This window comes from Novosphingobium kalidii (genome assembly GCF_040534015.1).
GTDB lineage: Bacteria > Pseudomonadota > Alphaproteobacteria > Sphingomonadales > Sphingomonadaceae > Novosphingobium > Novosphingobium kalidii.
On record NZ_JBEWLY010000013.1, the window covers coordinates 502821 to 518854 of the forward strand.

17 protein-coding genes are annotated in these 16034 nt (G+C 63.2%); 5 read left to right on the top strand and 12 right to left on the bottom strand.

Annotation, left to right across the window (positions count from 1 at the left end; all coding sequences use genetic code 11):
• Window positions 1-45: 45 nt before the first annotated feature.
• Together cpaB and ABVV53_RS09175 are read right to left on the bottom strand one after the other, a co-directional pair.
• Window positions 46-1059: a Flp pilus assembly protein CpaB gene (cpaB, locus tag ABVV53_RS09170; protein WP_353984072.1), complete on the bottom strand. Its 1014-nt coding sequence runs from the start codon at window positions 1057-1059 to the stop codon at window positions 46-48.
• A gap of 81 nt (window positions 1060-1140) precedes the next feature.
• The gene (locus ABVV53_RS09175) at window positions 1141-1851 is read right to left on the bottom strand and encodes an A24 family peptidase (protein WP_353984226.1); all 711 of its coding nucleotides are present in this window, start codon (window positions 1849-1851) and stop codon (window positions 1141-1143) included.
• 88 nt (window positions 1852-1939) lie between these two features.
• Here ABVV53_RS09175 and ABVV53_RS09180 point away from each other — a divergent pair, with 88 nt between their 5' ends.
• Together ABVV53_RS09180 and ABVV53_RS09185 are read left to right on the top strand one after the other, a co-directional pair.
• Window positions 1940-2902 (top strand): alpha/beta hydrolase, encoded by a 963-nt coding sequence (locus ABVV53_RS09180; protein WP_353984073.1) that lies wholly within the window; start codon window positions 1940-1942, stop codon window positions 2900-2902.
• 2 nt (window positions 2903-2904) lie between these two features.
• Window positions 2905-3990 carry an NAD(P)/FAD-dependent oxidoreductase gene (locus tag ABVV53_RS09185; protein WP_353984074.1) on the top strand — a complete coding sequence of 362 codons (1086 nt, stop codon included), beginning with the start codon at window positions 2905-2907 and terminating at the stop codon, window positions 3988-3990.
• Window positions 3991-4013: 23 nt separating this feature from the next.
• Here the strand turns inward: ABVV53_RS09185 and ABVV53_RS09190 are convergent, their stop codons facing one another.
• The 4 genes from ABVV53_RS09190 to ispH all read right to left on the bottom strand — a co-directional run bounded on the left by ABVV53_RS09190 (window position 4014) and on the right by ispH (window position 7543).
• Window positions 4014-5030: an FUSC family protein gene (locus tag ABVV53_RS09190; protein WP_353984075.1), complete on the bottom strand. Its 1017-nt coding sequence runs from the start codon at window positions 5028-5030 to the stop codon at window positions 4014-4016.
• Window positions 5031-5130: 100 nt separating this feature from the next.
• Window positions 5131-5574: a ribonuclease HI gene (rnhA, locus tag ABVV53_RS09195; RefSeq protein WP_353984076.1), complete on the bottom strand. Its 444-nt coding sequence runs from the start codon at window positions 5572-5574 to the stop codon at window positions 5131-5133.
• Window positions 5571-6572, bottom strand: a complete 1002-nt coding sequence (gene thrB / locus ABVV53_RS09200) for a homoserine kinase (protein WP_353984077.1) — start codon at window positions 6570-6572, stop codon at window positions 5571-5573. The genes rnhA and thrB overlap by 4 nt, the downstream gene beginning before the upstream one ends.
• An 11-nt stretch (window positions 6573-6583) precedes the next feature.
• Window positions 6584-7543 carry a 4-hydroxy-3-methylbut-2-enyl diphosphate reductase gene (gene ispH, locus ABVV53_RS09205; protein ID WP_353984078.1) on the bottom strand — a complete coding sequence of 320 codons (960 nt, stop codon included), beginning with the start codon at window positions 7541-7543 and terminating at the stop codon, window positions 6584-6586.
• 67 nt (window positions 7544-7610) lie between these two features.
• Between ispH and ABVV53_RS09210 the strand changes: the two genes are divergently transcribed.
• On the top strand, window positions 7611-8273 hold the full coding sequence (locus ABVV53_RS09210) for a hypothetical protein (protein ID WP_353984079.1): 663 nt from the start codon (window positions 7611-7613) through the stop codon (window positions 8271-8273).
• Here ABVV53_RS09210 and ABVV53_RS09215 read toward each other — a convergent pair.
• The 6 genes from ABVV53_RS09215 to ABVV53_RS09240 form a co-directional block, all read right to left on the bottom strand.
• Complete coding sequence (locus ABVV53_RS09215) at window positions 8255-9025, bottom strand: lysophospholipid acyltransferase family protein (protein WP_353984080.1); 771 nt, start codon at window positions 9023-9025, stop codon at window positions 8255-8257. The two genes, ABVV53_RS09210 and ABVV53_RS09215, sit on opposite strands and share 19 nt — an antisense overlap.
• Window positions 9026-9457, bottom strand: coding sequence for a Fur family transcriptional regulator (locus tag ABVV53_RS09220; RefSeq protein ID WP_353984081.1), 432 nt, complete (start codon window positions 9455-9457; stop codon window positions 9026-9028).
• Between the two features lie 71 nt (window positions 9458-9528).
• Window positions 9529-9975: a Ros/MucR family transcriptional regulator gene (locus tag ABVV53_RS09225; RefSeq protein WP_353984227.1), complete on the bottom strand. Its 447-nt coding sequence runs from the start codon at window positions 9973-9975 to the stop codon at window positions 9529-9531.
• Window positions 9976-10132: 157 nt separating this feature from the next.
• Window positions 10133-10576 (bottom strand): GNAT family N-acetyltransferase, encoded by a 444-nt coding sequence (locus ABVV53_RS09230; RefSeq protein ID WP_353984228.1) that lies wholly within the window; start codon window positions 10574-10576, stop codon window positions 10133-10135.
• A 26-nt stretch (window positions 10577-10602) separates the two neighbouring features.
• Window positions 10603-11217, bottom strand: coding sequence for a tRNA (adenosine(37)-N6)-threonylcarbamoyltransferase complex dimerization subunit type 1 TsaB (gene tsaB / locus ABVV53_RS09235; RefSeq protein WP_353984082.1), 615 nt, complete (start codon window positions 11215-11217; stop codon window positions 10603-10605).
• Between the two features lie 24 nt (window positions 11218-11241).
• Window positions 11242-11829, bottom strand: coding sequence for a NifU family protein (locus ABVV53_RS09240; protein ID WP_353984083.1), 588 nt, complete (start codon window positions 11827-11829; stop codon window positions 11242-11244).
• Window positions 11830-11960: 131 nt separating this feature from the next.
• Here ABVV53_RS09240 and ABVV53_RS09245 point away from each other — a divergent pair, with 131 nt between their 5' ends.
• Window positions 11961-14885 carry a M16 family metallopeptidase gene (locus ABVV53_RS09245; RefSeq protein WP_353984084.1) on the top strand — a complete coding sequence of 975 codons (2925 nt, stop codon included), beginning with the start codon at window positions 11961-11963 and terminating at the stop codon, window positions 14883-14885.
• 126 nt (window positions 14886-15011) lie between these two features.
• A complete protein-coding gene (locus ABVV53_RS09250; protein ID WP_353984085.1) occupies window positions 15012-15995 on the top strand; it encodes a methyltransferase in 984 nt (327 codons plus the stop codon).
• Window positions 15996-16034 lie beyond the last annotated feature (39 nt).

Genomic DNA, 16034 nt, shown 5'->3' on the forward strand with positions numbered 1-16034 from the left:
TAATCCCTTTGTTTGTGCCGGGACGGGGGTCTTCGAGCCGACACATCAGTTCTTCGCCGCGGGTTCTGCGGTGGTCGTCTTGCCTCTGGTGACGCGCACTATCGGTCCCGTGGGGCCTGCTGCTGGAACGCCGGCTGTGACCGGAGCGGCCGCCATCGTCTGCGGTTCGGGCGTCGTAGAGCGTGGCACGTAGCGGGAAGGCTGGAAGCGCGAGACATCGCCGCCGGTCACGAAAGTGGTGCTACCTTCGATGGGCCTGTTCATCGCCTCGCGCATGAGCCTCTCCTCCTGCTCACGGCTGGCGCCCTCGGGCACTTTGACTTCACCGTTCGCGAGCACGCGCTCGAATTCGGCCTGGTTGTCGGCGAGGGGACGCAGGATCATGCTCAGTTCGCCAAGGGTCTGGGCCACGGAGATCTTCTCCGCGACGCGCGGCGTCACTTCCAGGGTTACGGTGCTGAAGGTGCGGACCACACTTTTGCCCTCCTCAGTCGCGGTGGTGGCCGACTGGTCCGTTGCCAAAACGCGCAAGTTGCGCAGGATCGTTTCGGAGGTCTTGAGTTCCTGCTCGCCTGCGGTTGGCACACCTTGCGTAAGCACGAGATCGACTCGGTCGCCCGGGAACACAAAGCCGCCAACCCCGGTCTTGTCGGAAACCGGGATGGTCATGGCGCGCATTCCTGGTCCGAGCGCGGCGGCCAGGAAGCCGCGGTCGCCGGGAGCGACGAGGGCACCCTGGGTCAACGGCTGCCCTGCAGTGACGGGGAAGCGAACGACCGTACCCAGCAGCTTGGTGATGTCGGCCGTACCATCGATGAAGTAGGCGTCCTTCACCAGCTCTTGAGGCCAGTCCTGGAAAGATACCGAATCGGCAGTGATGATCGTGCCGGTGGGCAGCGCGCGCTGTGCCACAAGCACTTTGGGGCCCGTAGGCACCACGGGCGCGGCCTGCGCGGCAGGAGCGGCAGCGCCCCCCGCGAGCACGGAACGTGCTGCGAATGCCGTAGTCACCGCTATCAGCAATGCTGCCACAAGCAGCAGCAGCTTCTTCTTATCCATGGCTTTCCAGCCCCCTACAGAACCGCGATTTTGTGAGAACAAACTGAGCCAAATTGGTAAAGATCAGGTTCACTCAGAATCTTATCCCTGCAGCAGACCGGAGAGCGGCGCTGAGACGACGTCCTGCGCGAGGACGCAGAGGCTCGCAGCGGAAATCGCGACTCCGTACGGAATGGGAATCGCGCCGCGCTGGCGCCGGAAGATGTGAGACATGCCGGCGAGAAAAAGAGCGAGCATGAGCGCTCCTATTAGCGCGAGCGGCCATCCCTTTGGCAGGACGGCAAGTGCCGCGAATAAGGCGTCGGCATCGATCAGCGGACGTCCGGTCACGGCGGGGTAGGCCAGGGTGCACGCCCCCATCACCCAAAGAGTTGCCGCGAAGGTGGAAAGGCCGTTGCGCAGCCCCTCTGCGGGTTTGCGTTTCATGTTGAAGACCGCCATCGCAACCGATGCGGCTCCGCCGGTCAGGCCCATGATAACGATGACCTGCAGGAAACTATGCGGGACGAACCAGAGGGCGAGCGCACTGAGCAACTTCACGTCTCCGCCGCCCATCTGCCGCATCGCGAACAGCGCACAAGCGATGGCAAAAGTCAGGAGGGCGAGGCCGAGCTGGAACAGCACCGCGACCCAATCGAGGCCCACTGCCAGCCAGTACAGCGGCGCAGCAAGGGCAATGGCCGCGTTGAGCCAGTTATCGATCTCACGGCGCCGCAGGTCTGTAACTGCCGCGACTAGCAGCGCGGTTGCCAAGGCAGCCAGCAGTGCGTACGAAATCAGGCCGGCCAGCATCACGGAAAGGTTCCCCCTGTCGGGGGACCGCTTTAGCGAACATGACTTACCGAACAGTAACCAAGACCTGGGAGCGCGCTTGCGCGCAATGAGCGAAGCCGACGCCTCATCTGCGTTTAACGGCCGTGCCATACCTGTGCTTGCGCGGGAGCAGACCTGGCGCGCCCCCGACGGGCAGCTCATTCGGCGCATCGACTGGCCCCAAACGGAGAAGTCGCGCGGAGCGCTGCTGTTCGCACCCGGCCGGGGAGACTGCTATGAAAAGTATCTTCACGCGTTGAGCGATTGGCATGCCGAAGGCTGGCATGTCACCGCTATCGACTGGAGAGGCCAGGGGATGTCTGGTCGATTCGGCACAGATAACGCGACCGGCCACATCGACGATTTTTCGTGCTGGATCGCGGACTTGGGTGCGTTTTGGGATATGTGGCGCGTTAGCGTGCGCGGGCCTCATGTCTTCGTGGGGCATTCAATGGGCGGTCACAATGCGCTTCGTGCGGTGGCAGAAGGCAGGGTCGCGCCCGATGCGCTGGTGCTTGTCGCGCCCATGCTCGGCCTCAACCCCGGATGGGTGCCCAGTGGGCTGCTGCATCTGCTTGCCCGCGTCATCGCCGGGTTGGGGGACCGGCGACGTCCTGCCTGGAAGGCTCGGGAACTGCCTCTGGCGGTCGCCAGCGCAAGAATGCAGCTGCTGACTCATGACGAAGCCACCTATGCTGACGAGACCTGGTGGTACGAGCAGCGGCCTGACTTGCTGATGGGCCCGCCGAGCTGGGGCTGGGTCGTAGCGGCGATCACTTCAATCCGCACACTGGAGCGGCGCGACATTCTCGAACGCATACAGGTTCCGGTGCTGATCCTGGCTACCGAGGCAGACCGGCTGGTGTCGTGGCGAGCGATCCAACGCGCGGCGGCGCGGCTGCCGCGCTGTGAGCTTGTTACTTTCGGGTCCGAGGCACGGCACGAGATCTTGCGAGAGGTGCCTGCTGTTCGGGAGCGGGCGCTGGGCGCCATCTCCCGCTTTCTTCAACGCGTCCTGCCGAGCGCCTGACGATGGATGACGCGCGCTTCGACATCGCCATCATCGGCGCCGGGATGGCCGGTGCTTCCCTGGGCGCCGAACTCGCCGCGCGCGCGAATGTGGTGGTGCTCGAGGCGGAGGACAGCCCAGGCTATCATACGACCGGCCGGTCCGCGGCTTTCTGGACCGAAAGCTATGGCGGCCCCGGCGTGCAACCGCTCACAAGCGCGTCCGGGCCCTTGCTGCAGGCTCTGGGCGTCCTGACGCCGCGTCAGGCGCTGACGATTGGCACAGGGGAACAGGCCGATAAGGTCGAGGCATTCGCGCAGACGTACGCCTCGTTGGGGATCGACGTGCGGCTCCTGGATCGTGGTGAGCTGGAGCAGCGCGTCGCGGGGTTGCGGCCAGCCTGGACTCACGGTGCGCTTGAGCCAAGCTGCTGCGACATCGACGTTGCGCGGCTTCACCAGCACTATCTGGGGCAGCTGCGCGCTGACAATGCCCAGCTTTGGAGCCGTGCGCGGCTGGTGCGCGCGGAGCGGGTTGGCTCGGGCTGGCGACTGGCACTGCAGGACGGGCGCGAGGTGCGCTGCGATATACTCGTCGATGCTGCGGGCGCCTGGGCCGATCCGGTGGCACAGATGGCAGGCGCCACGCCGCGCGGTGTCGCGCCACTGCGGCGAACGATCGCGCAACTGCGAGTCGCGCCTTCCGTCCCGGCGGATTTGCCCCTGGTCCTCGATGTCGCGGGCCAGTTCTATTTCAAGCCGGAGACGGGGCGTCTCTGGCTGAGCCCACATGATGAGACGCCCAGCGCACCATGCGACGCCGCCCCGGACGAACTGGACGTGGCGATCGCCATTGCACGACTGGAACGAGTGGTGGACTGGCGCGTGGAGCAGGTGGAGCACCGTTGGGCGGGTCTGCGCAGCTTCGCGCCTGACCGACTGCCCGTCTATGGCTTCGATGAAGATGTGCCGGGGTTCTTCTGGTTCGCCGGGCAAGGCGGCTTTGGTATCCAGACCGCTCCTGCGGCGGCAAAGCTGGCGGCTTCGCTGCTGCTTGGGGAAAGCGCGTACGAGGTCGACCCCGAGCCCTATTTAGCCAACCGCTTCTAGCGGCAGGGTGCTCTCGGCGGACGCTAGGCGCTTTGAGCCGAACGCCGCGGGGCAAGCGCATGCCAGACGAGCAATACCGGCTGGAGAAGTGCCATGCCGACAAGGATGCTGACGAGGCGTTGCACGCCCGGCCTGATCTCCACTTGCGCATAGCTGTCTGGCACCAGGACCACGAGAATAGCCAGGGTGAACTGAAGGCCGATGTAAGATGCGCGCCCGCTTGCGTTCTCGATGTGGCGACCGATAACGATACCAAGGCACGTGCCCGCGATGAGAACGGCTGTCGATTGATGCGCCAGCAGCAGGATCAGCAGTGCGACCGCTCCGCCGCTCAGGCAGCCGATCACGCGATGGAGCAGGCGCCGGCTGACCGGGGCCAGACCGCTCGCGCCGATGCTTGCCACCGGCACAATCATTGCAGCCAGGACGGTGACCCCGGCTTGCGCCAGCTCGGGAATGCCGGCGAAGCGATGCAGCAGTGGCAAGAGCGCCAACGCGACAGCCGCTTGCGCGACGTGTCGGGCGGCGGCTGGGTCCCAGTGAATCCGAGGAGCCGTCGCGAGCGGCGCGGCGACCGCGGTGCGGCGCGTCAGAAGCCCCACGACCACGCTCACCAGCACACAGGCGACAGTGCCGGCGGCGACCTCCAGCAGACGGGTTCGGGCAAAATCGAACGTATCCAGCCACGGATGTTCAAGCTTGTCGAGCAGGACCATCTCGAAGGTCAGGCCAAAAAGCAGCCAAGCATAGGCGCGCCTAGCGGTGAGCATGCCGTAAAGACCGATGCCGCCGAACAGGGCCGCGACCAACATCGCCAAGGGGAGGGAGCGTGAGGCGAGCGGGACGAGGGCAAGGGCAAGCCCGGCGCCGAGCGTGGTGCCGGTGATCCGCAGCACGCCGCGCAACATGGTTTCGCGCCAGTCTCCCTTCATCAGCACGAAGGCCGAGAACGCAGCCCAGGCCACCATCGTCGCGCCGATCATGTGCGCGAAAGCGATGGCGAGCATCACCGAAGCGACGCAGGCCAGTTCGTCGACCATGCGCGGGCCGGGCCTTATCAGCGCGCGCGCTTCAGCGAGGAAGGAGCCACGGAGGCCGGGGATATCTAAAAGCATGGCTAAGGTTACCGGCCGCGGCCGGTCAGGTTTTGCTGCCGGCCATCAAGGCGGCGTCGCTGGCCAACTTGTCGGCCCGCTCGTTCTCCACGTGTCCATCGTGACCGCGAACCCACTGCCAGGAGATCGTGTGGCGGTGGCAAGCCTCGATCATGTCGTGCCACAAGTCAGCGTTGCGAACCGGCTGCTTGCTGGCGTTGATCCAGCCCTTCTTCTGCCAGCCTTGTATCCATTTGGTCATGCCGTCGATGACGTAGCGGCTGTCCGTGCAGATCGTGACTTCGCATGGCTCCGTCAGCGCGTTAAGCGCGCGGATCACGGCGGTCATCTCCATGCGATTGTTGGTCGTCTGTGGATCGGAGCCGGACATCTCCTTCTCGTGGCGACCCATGCGCAGGATCGCGCCCCAGCCGCCGGGGCCGGGGTTGCCCTTGCAGGCACCGTCCGTAAAGATTTCGATCTTCTTCAATCTTGGCCCGCTGTCTCAGAAGTACTGAACACCGCCGCATTGCAGGGCTCGCGATAGAAGGCAAGCCTGCGCGCAAAGGCCATGGGATCCTTCGGTGTTACCAAGGCGTCTGCTGGCGTGTTGGCCCGGTCGTAAGCGCGGGTCGCCAGGAATCGCAGGGAGGCGGCACGCGCCAGCAAGGGCAGGGCGTCCCGCTCGTCCTCCGAAAGTGGTCTGACGGCTGCGTACCCCGCCAGGAGCGCGGCGGAAAGCTCGGGCATGAAGCGTGTGCCGTCGGGGCTGAAGCACCAGGCTGCGTGGGTTACCGCCACGTCGTAGGCGGTGGTGTCTACGCATGCGAAGTAGAAATCGATCAAGCCGGTGACGCGATCGCCCAGCATCAGGACGTTATCGGGAAACAGGTCGGCATGAATGACCGACTGGGGCAAGTGCGCCGGCCAACCTGCCGAGACTGCCCTCAGTTCATGCTCCACCAGTTCGGGAAGGCCCGGGTCGATAGCCGCGAGACCGTCCGGGCCGCAGGCGCCGAGCAATTCTGCCCAAGCCTGAAGGCCCATGCCGTTGCGGCGGCTTCCCCCGAAGTCACGCGCCGCGAGATGGACTTGCGCCAGCGCTGCGCCCACTGCCCGTGCCTGCGAGGCTGTCGGCTCGCTGACGGAAACGCCGGGGAGAAACTCGATTAGGGCAAGCGCCTTGCCGTCGTGCAGCCGGTATGATGCGCCGTCGCGGTCGTGAATGGTACGAGGGACGGGGCAATTGCGCGCGGCGAGGTGGTCCAGCAGATCGAGGAAGAAGGGGAGGTCGCCGATCTCTACGCGCGTTTCGTACATCGTCAGAATGAAACGCCGCGTACTGCCCGCTTCCGACTGCGTCTCGATCAGCCAGTTGCTGTTGGAAACGCCCTCAGCAATACCCTTGGCTGAAACCAGAGTGCCGACCTCGTATACCTCGACGATCCGCGCGAGTTCTTCAGCGCCTAGTCGCGTGTAGACTGCCATCGTTCCTGCTCTCAGTCCGCGAGCTGGCGGGGGAGCTTGAAGACCATCCGTTCGCGTGCGGTCACGACTTCCTCGATTGTGACCTCGCGCAGCTCACGAAGGCGCGATAAAACCTCGTCCACCAGCGCCTCGGGAGCGGAAGCGCCCGCAGTGATGCCCAATTTTGATACGCCATCCAGCCAGGCAGGATCGATGTCGGTTGCTCGCTGGATCATGTGCGCAACGGTTCCGCACCGTTCGGCAACTTCCACGAGGCGCAGCGAGTTGGAACTGTTGGGCGCCCCAATCACGATCACCAGATCGCTTTTGGGCGCGATTTCCTTCACCGCAGCCTGCCGGTTCGATGTGGCGTAGCAGATGTCTTCGGCCTTGGGAGCGACGACCTGCGGAAATTGCGCAGTGATTGCTGCGATGACGGCCGCCGTATCGTCCACCGACAGCGTCGTCTGCGTGAGATAAGAGAGTTCCGTATCGGCAGGAAGAGATAGCCGGGCCACGTCCTCGACCGTTTCGATGAGCGTCATCGAGCCCTCCGGCACTTGGCCGAAGGTGCCGATCACCTCAGGATGGCCAGCGTGCCCAATGAAGAGGATGTGCCGGCCCGCTTCCATCTGCCGTTCGGCCTGACGGTGGACTTTGCTGACCAGCGGGCAAGTGGCGTCGAGCCAATCGAGGCCGCGCGCGCTTGCCTCGGCGGGAACTGACTTCGGTACGCCGTGCGCGCTGAAGATAACTGGCATGCCATCTGGCACATCGTCCAGTTCCTCGACGAAAATGGCTCCTTTGCCCTTCAGACTGTCGACAACGAACTTGTTGTGGACGATCTCGTGCCTCACGTAGACGGGAGGGCCATATCGATCGAGCGCCCGCTCCACGATTTCGATCGCGCGATCGACTCCGGCGCAGAAACCGCGCGGCGCGGCAATGAGCAGGTGGAGAGGGGGGCGCGGGCTGGGAAAGGACGCGTTCATGATAGCGCCTCTAGCGCTTTGCTGCGCGTCTCGCTAGGGCAAGCGCATGCCAGCCAAGGATGCTTCGATGATTGCACGCCGCCTGCCTGCCTCCGCCCTTTGCGCCGCCGCGACGCTGGCCCTGCTCGGCGGTTGCGCGAAAAGGGGCGAGATTGTGGTCGACCAGGGTGTCGGCATCACCGCGGTCCGTTCGCAGTGTCCCGCCGTGGGCATCCCCGACTTTACTGGCGACGTGACGTTGTTCCGTACGGCCGGAGACACGACTGCCGAGAATATCGACGTCGTGGCGGCGATGACGAACGTGCGCGCACAGTGCAATGAGCAACAGGGCGACAAGGTGATCGCCACGGTTAGCTTCGATGTCTATGGTCGGCGCAGCGATACCACGGGCGCGCGTCAGGTGACGGTGCCTTACTTTGTCAGCGTCCTTCAAGGTGGCACAACGGTAACGAGCAAGCGCATCGGCTCGGTGACGCTGAACTTCGCTCCGGGCGAGGCCCGGGCGCAGGCTCACGGTAGCGGTTCCGCGTACATAGATCGCGCGGCGGCCACTCTCCCGGCGGAGATCCGTGAGCGTATCACTCGCAAGCGCAAGCCGGGAGACACTGACGCAGCACTGGATCCCTTGGCTGACCCCGAAGTTCGCGCAGCGGTGGCGCGCGCCTCGTTTGAAGTGCTGGTAGGTTTCCAGCTCAACGATCAGCAAATCGCCTACAACGCCACCCGCTGATCGCTTCGCTTCGCAATTGCACCAAGCGCCGCCGCGGCAATTGTCTTGCGGTTCTGCCGCTGGGCCGCAGCGATGGGTGGAAGCAGGTGAACCGTGATGGTGACTGGATTCGCCTGAGCCAGGATGCGCTTCGCATTGGCGAGGCCGGACTCTTCTCCAAACCAGGCGATTTTGGCCGCTTGTGGGCCATAATCAACCCAAACGGGCCGGATGGCGATGTTCTCCTCGCTGAGCTCAATCGCAGCAAGGAGAGAGGATTTGAACGGCATGAGGTGAAGCCCGTCGCCGGTCGTCCCTTCAGGAAAGAGCGTAAGCACGCCGCTTTCGCAAAGGCCGGCCTGAACTTGCGCGATCTGCGTGGGAATGGTGCCACGGTCGTGGCGGGCGATGAAGACCGTGCGATTCAGGTGGCACAGAAATCGCGCAACTGGGTGTCCCGCAAGACCATCGTGGGCGACGAAGGCAGTGCCCGATGCTCTGGCCAGCGCCAGAATGTCCAGCCAACTTACATGGTTCGCCAGCAGGATGCTTGGCGCTGTAATGCACTCGCCGACGACAGTGAGCCTTCCACCTACGACTCGAAGCATTCCAGAGAGGAACATCCGCGGCACAGGATTGCGGCGGCCGGGCCACGCAGCGCCGAGGGGGTAAAGCAGGAGGCAGGTTAGCAGTAGTGCGAAGCCTCCGAGAGAGCGGAAGACGATCCGCAGCCAGCCCACCGGGCCGATGCGGCCGGCGGTGGGCGCAGCCACTCAGCGCTCGCCGCTCTCGCGAGTCAGCTTCACACCGAACAGTTCCATGCGGTGATCGACCAGACGAAAGCCGAGCCGTTCTGCGATCTGGCGCTGCAACGATTCCAGTTCCGGATCGACGAATTCGATCACGTTTCCGGTCTCCACATCGATCATGTGGTCGTGGTGCGCTTCAGGCGCGGCTTCGTATCGGGCGCGACCGTCACCAAAGTCATGCCGGTCAAGAATGCCGGCCTCTTCGAACAATCGGACCGTGCGATAGACCGTGGCAATAGAAATACCCGGATCGATCTGCGTAGCCCGCTCGTGCAGCTTTTCCACGTCCGGGTGATCGGTGCTATCGGAAAGCACGCGAGCTATGACGCGGCGCTGTTCGGTTATGCGCAAGCCGCGCTGGGCGCACAAAGCTTCAATGTCGATAGACTGAGGCACGTCATCTCCAAACGCGATGCGGCGGCGCTGCCCTGGGGTGGCGCCGCCCTGATCACAACTGTCCGAGCGCCTTACGCGGCAGCTGTCTTGGCGCGGCGCCCGCGACGGGCGTTCGGCTTACGGCCGAGTCCGATCTTCTTGGCGAGCTCACGACGCTTTTCGGCATAGTTGGGAGCGACCATCGGGTAGTCCGCGGGAAGATTCCAGCGCTGCCGATACTCGTCCGGAGTCATGTTATAGTGCGTCATGAGGTGGCGCTTCAGCATCTTGAGCTTTTTGCCGTCCTCAAGACATACAATGTAGTCGGGCTTGATCGAAGCGCGGATTGAAACTGCAGGCTCCGGCTTCTCTTCCGGCACCGGTTCACTTCCGCCGAGGCCTGCCAAGGCTCCGTAAACGTTGGTGATGAGTGACGGCAGATCTTCAAGCGGTACGTTGTTGTTGCTGACATGAGCGGCAACGATATCCGATGTGAGCGTGATAAGCGTTTCGTTCATGTCGGTTTCGATGTTTTGCATCATTTAACCTCTAAAGTGCGACCATATTCCTTGGGGAGGAGCAAGCACATGCGCCTGTGGAATGATCCTCTGAACGAATTGTTCCAGTGAGACAAGTTTTATTCTGTAATAAAGTGTCAAAATGGCCGCGCTTGTAACCCCAAATCAGTAAGCGGGATCAAAGTGTCTGCGGAAATTCGTAAGCGAATGTGATCGCATCAATACGCGATCCAAGCGCATTTCGGTAGTAAGCCTTTCGCTCGCCAATGGGTGAAAACCCGAAGGTGCGGTACAGGCGCTCTGCCGGATTTCCGCGGCGCATTTCGAGTAAAAGTCTCTTGGCTCCACGCGATCTAGCGCTAGTAATCGTTGCGTCGAGAATGGATCGGCCAATACCCATGCCTCGATACTCCGGAACAACTGCAAACAGCAGCAGCTCCTCTTCTTCAAAGCCTGTACGTGAGAGCGAGAATCCTGCAGCCGCTTCGTCGTCCGCCGCTGGTTGCCCTTGCGAGTTCACCACCTGCGCATGGCAGTTGCCGAGCATCAGCGCATCCTCGACCTGCCTGCGGTTCCACGCCTCGCCGTAGGCTGGATCAAAAGCCACTTCCATAACGGCCATGATCCGGTCAACGTGATCGCCGCGGCTCACGTGGCGGCCACCTTCGCATCTGGCGGACGGCCATAAAGAGGACTCGGGTCAGGCTGTAACTCGCTCGTCGGGAGTAGTGAAAAGCTTCGCGCGTCCGGCCAAACCTCCACCGCGCGCCCGAAGCCGCGTGCGGCTACCAGCGCAGCAGCTTGGTTGCCTGCCACCAGTTCCTCAGGACACGTCGCTGCGGCTTCTCCGGGTATCAACGAAGCTGGAGGGGAGGCATTCGTGCCATGGGCGCTGAAGCGCGATACGAACCACTCCCCATGCCCTCCCGTCATGGCAACTGCTACAGGTGCGGCGCCCTCCTGCTCACGGGTGATCGCCGCGACCAGCGCCAGCGTAGGATAGCCGACGGTTTCAGCGCTCCAGGCGAAGGCCAGGGCGCGCGCTGTGGCTATGCCGACGCGGACTCCGGTGAAACTGCCCGGTCCCATCGAGACCGCGATCCGCTGCGCGCGACCTCGATCGGGCAAGGCGGCAATCATCGGAACCAGGTTTTCTGCATGCCCGCGCCCGAGCATCCGCCAGTCGCCGCCGATGCAAGCGCCATCGGCGAAGAGCGCAACCGAGCAGGCCTCGGTTGCCGTATCGATCACCAGCGTACGCATTCGCGAGCCGCAGCCTCCGTCCGTTCAGGCGGCGCGCACTTCGGTCACTTCGGGAACGTAGTGCTTCAGCAAGCCCTCAATGCCATGCTTGAGAGTCGCCGAGGAGGAGGGGCAGCCCGAGCAAGCGCCCTGCATCGTGAGAAACACAACGCCTTCGCGGAACCCGCGGTAGACGATGTCCCCTCCATCATTGGCAACGGCGGGACGGATCCGGGTTTCGAGCAAGTCCTTGATCTGGGCCACGATATCGGCATCTGCGGGATCGTCTGCCTGCCCTTCGAACAGGTCTTCTTCCTCTGCGGGAACCGTGATGCCTGTTGCTCCGCCACCGGCGAACAGGGGAGCGTCCGATACGAAGTGGTCGAGGAGTATTGATACAACCTGCGGCTTGAGCGAGGGCCAATCAGCACCAGGCGCGGCAGTAACGGCCACGAAATCTTGCCCGAAAAAGACGCCCGTCACTTCGCCGAGGTCAAACAGCGCCTCCGCAAGCGGCGACGCTTCCGCCGCTTCGGGTGAGGTGAATTCACGCGTGCCGCTGCTCATGACCTGGCGGCCGGGCAGGAACTTGAGCGTGGCGGGATTCGGAGTGGCTTCCGTTTCAATATACATGGCAGATGCGATGTAGGCGAAGTCCCTCATGGGTCAAGGGCGGGAGCGCTCAGTAATCCCAGCTTCGTAGTCCCGACTTTCGCAACGCCTATTCACTGGCCCTTAAGTTCCGCTCTCCCTATATCGGACTGATGCACATCTCCTCGCGCGCCGCTCGCTCGCTCGCCTGTCTCCTGCTTCTTTCGACAGCGTCCTTCCCGCCCGTATTCGCGCAGGAGGCAGCGGCTCCGGTTGCGCCCGCGGCGTCCGTTCCATGGCTCTACCGCGGCAGCGACGTGCCGCCCGACTTGGAGTGGAAGTTCGGCGAGTTGTCGAACGGCCTGCGTTATGCAGTGCGCCAGAACGGAGTTCCGCCTGGCCAGGTTTCCATTCGCATCCGCGTCGATGCCGGCTCTCTTTACGAGACCGACGAGGAGCGCGGCTACGCGCACTTGCTGGAACACCTCGTATTCCGCCAGTCCAAGTACCTCGAAGACGGTACGGCGATTGCCACGTTCCAGAGGCTGGGGGCCTCGTTCGGAACGGATACGAACGCGGAGACGAGTGCGACGCAGACGGTGTTCAAGCTCGATCTTCCGAATGCAACGCGAACATCGCTGGACGAGACGTTCAAGCTGTTGTCAGGCATGGTTACGGCGCCGACCTTGAGTGCGGAGAACCTCAGGGCTGACGTACCCATCGTCATGGCCGAGATGCGCGAACGCGGGGGCGCTGCGCAGCGCGTGCAGGAGCGGATGCAGGAGGTCTTCTACGCCGGACAGCCGCTCGCCGAGCGTCTGCCCATAGGAACCGTCAAGTCGCTCCAGGGCGCCACACAGGATTCGGTGCGCGCCTTCTACAAGCGCTGGTACCGCCCCGAGAATGTGGTGGTGATCGTTGCAGGCGATGCGCAACCGGCGCAACTTGAAGCCTATGTGAAGAAGTGGTTCGGCACGTGGCAGGTGCGCGGGACTTCCACTCCCGCGCCCAGCTTCGGCGACCCAGTTGCTCCTGCCGCCGTTGCTCCTGCCTCCGCAGGCGCTGCTAGCCCGATCGGCAGGACAGAGGTGATGATCGAGCCAGATCTGCCGCCCTCGATCACATACGCGACCTTGCGTCCGTGGCGCGAGGTGAACGACACCATCGTTTACAATCAGGGACTGATGATCGACGCGTTGGCGCAAGCGATCATCAATCGCCGGTTGGAGTCCAAAGCGCGCCGCGGGGGCAGCTTCCTGACGGCGCAAGTGAACCAGCAGGACGTCGCCCGCTCCGCAGACGGCACTTTTGTATCCATCACTCCCCTAGGCGATGATTGGCGGCCGGCGCTGCGCGATGTTCGCGCGGTGATCGCGGATGCGCTCACGCGTCCGCCCACGCAGGAAGAGATCGAACGGGAACTGGCAGAACTCGACGTGGCCTTCCAGGTTCCGGTTGAGCAGCGCCGCCTGCTTCCGGGCTCCAAGTTGGCCGACGATCTCGTCAACGCGCTCGATATTCGGGAGACCGTCGCCTCGCCGGAAGCTGTGCTGCGGATATTCCGAGAGTCCAAGCCGTTGTTCACGCCTGCCGCGGTGTTGGAGCACACGCAGCAGCTGTTCCGTGGCACTGTCACCCGCGCACTCTTTATCACTCAAAAGAAGGGTGCGGCGACGAACGAAGCTCTTCGTCAGGCACTGGTAGAGCCGGTCAAGCCCGATCAGCAAGTCCGCATGGCTGAAGGGCCACCCGTCTCCTTCGACACACTGCCGGCGATCGGTGAACCCGGGCAGGTCACATCCGTTCAAAACACCGGTTTGCTTGGCATCCAGCAGCTATCGTTCGCCAACGGAGTGAAGGCGATGCTTTGGCCGGTTCAGGAGGAGCCGGGACGCCTGACTGTGAAAGTGCGGTTCGGCGGGGGATATCGTGAGATCGATCCGAAAGACGCTCCGTACATCACCTTGGGGCAAATGGCGCTTGTCGGTTCAGGCCTGGCAACCCTCGGGCAGGATGATCTTGACCGTATCGCCACCGGGCGGAAACTGGGTTTCAACTTCGATGTGAAGGACGCAGCGTTCGAGTTCAGCGCTGAGACGCGCCCCGCGGATCTTGCGGACCAGCTCTATCTCTTCGCGGCCAAGCTGGACATGCCGCGTTGGGACGAACAGCCGTTCGAGCGTGCCAAGGCAGCGGCAAAGATCCAGTACGCGACGTTCGCGACCTCGCCCCAAGGCGTGCTGAACCGTGATCTTCAGTTCTATCAGCGCGGCAAAGATCCTCGCTTCCAGACGCCGAAACCAGCGGAGATCGATGGCACGACGCCCCAAGGCTTCCAGAGAGTGTGGGAGGAGGCTCTCACCAGCGGCCCCATCGAGGTACAAATTTACGGTGACTTCGAGCCGGAGAAAGCTGTCGCTGCGCTGCAGCGCACGTTCGGCGCGCTTGAACAGCGTGACCCCGCTCCTGTGCAACGCGGAACCGCGGCGATCGCAGTGCCGGAGCCGAGCGACGAGACGATAGTCTTGAAGCACCATGGCGACCTCGATCAGGCTGCGGCTGTCATCTCCTGGCCCACGGGAGGTGGCTCAACTGCATTGGCTGAATCGCGCCAGCTGGAGATTTTGACGCAGCTCTTCACCAACCGTCTTGTTGACGCCATTCGTGAAAGGCTCGGCGTCTCCTATGCTCCGTATGTGTTCGCAACCTGGCCTGTCGATTTGGCGGCCGGCGGCTCAATCACGGCCATGGCGCAGTTGCAACCGGACAAGGTGCCACTGTTCTTCTCCACGGCTGACGAGATCGCGCAGGATTTGATCACAAACCCGCCGACGCCAGACGAACTGACACGGGTGATCGAGCCATTACGCCAGCAGGTGACGCGGGCGGCGTCGAGTTCGGCCTTCTTCATGCAGCAACTTGAAGGTGCGACCACCGATCCTTCGCGGATAGATTCTCTCCGCACGATCCTGACGGACTACACGCAGACCACACCGGCCGCGATGCAGGCGCTGGCTGCTCGTTATCTGGGGCGCGAGAAGTCCTGGCAGCTGGCCGTGATGCCGGAAACGACAGCGGGCAAGGTGATGCGCAAGTAGTCATGCCAGCGCACTTCGCTTTGCTCGCCTTTGAAGCCACTAAAAATATGTGCGTGATCCCTCGCCTGAGTGGAGCCTGCACCGGTGGTGCTGGTTGCCTCAAGCTGAAGAGCAAGGGATCATAGCATGTTAACCGCAATTCCAGAAGCGACGGATCAAGCTCGCTCCGACGAAGGCCCGTGGTTCTCTAGCACAGCCAGGGCGGCCCTGCTGGAGCTGTTGGCGGAACTGGACGCACGCGGGTACGACTTCGTGACGGCCACGCCCTCCACTCATGCGCGTGTCGTGAAGCGGTCCGATCGTCAGCATGCACGTGCCTTGCGCGATGTGCTGGGATGGAGCCTGCCGTTCTACGCCAGTGTCATGGACGCCGATCTGCTGGCCCTGCTGCGCGCAGCCGATGCAGTGGAGGAGCGGGACGACGGACTTCTGATGTCGCGCATTCGCGTGTCGCGGGTCGAAGGAACGCTGTTCCTTCACTCCGCCTACCCCACGAGTGCGGAGGATTCGGTCTTCCTTGGTCCCGACAGCTACCGTTTCGCGCAGCTGATTACTGCGCGTCTGCAGCAGGGGACGCGTACCGTTTTGGACTACGGCGCCGGCGCGGGCGTGGGCGGTATTGTTGCAGCACGCGCTGCTGGCAACGCGCATCTGACATTGGCTGATGTGAACCCAAAGGCCTTGTTCCTGGCGTCAATCAATGCACAGCACGCTGGTATCGAGCACAGTACCGTCCAAGTCACCGCGCCTCGTGAGATCGAGGGCGCCTTTGACCTGATGGTCACCCATCCGCCTTTCATGATCGATGCTGACCGGCGAGCCTATCGCGACGGTGGTGACTTGTACGGAGGCCGGCTGTCGCTCGAGTGGGTCGTGCAGGGCCTTGATCTTCTAGCGGCTGGCGGCCGGTTGATCCTCCATACCGGTGTGTCGATCGTGGACGGCCGGGACGTGCTGCTGGATGCCTTGCGCGAACAGTTGCCCGTCATTGGCATTCGCAAGGAGTATCGCGAGCTGGACCCCGATATCTTCGGAGAGGAACTGGACAATGAGGTCTATGCGAAGGTCGAGCGGATCGCCGCAGTAGGGCTGGTCTTGACCAAACTTTAGGATCGGTCCCGAGCACACGCTGCATTCTGGACCACACTA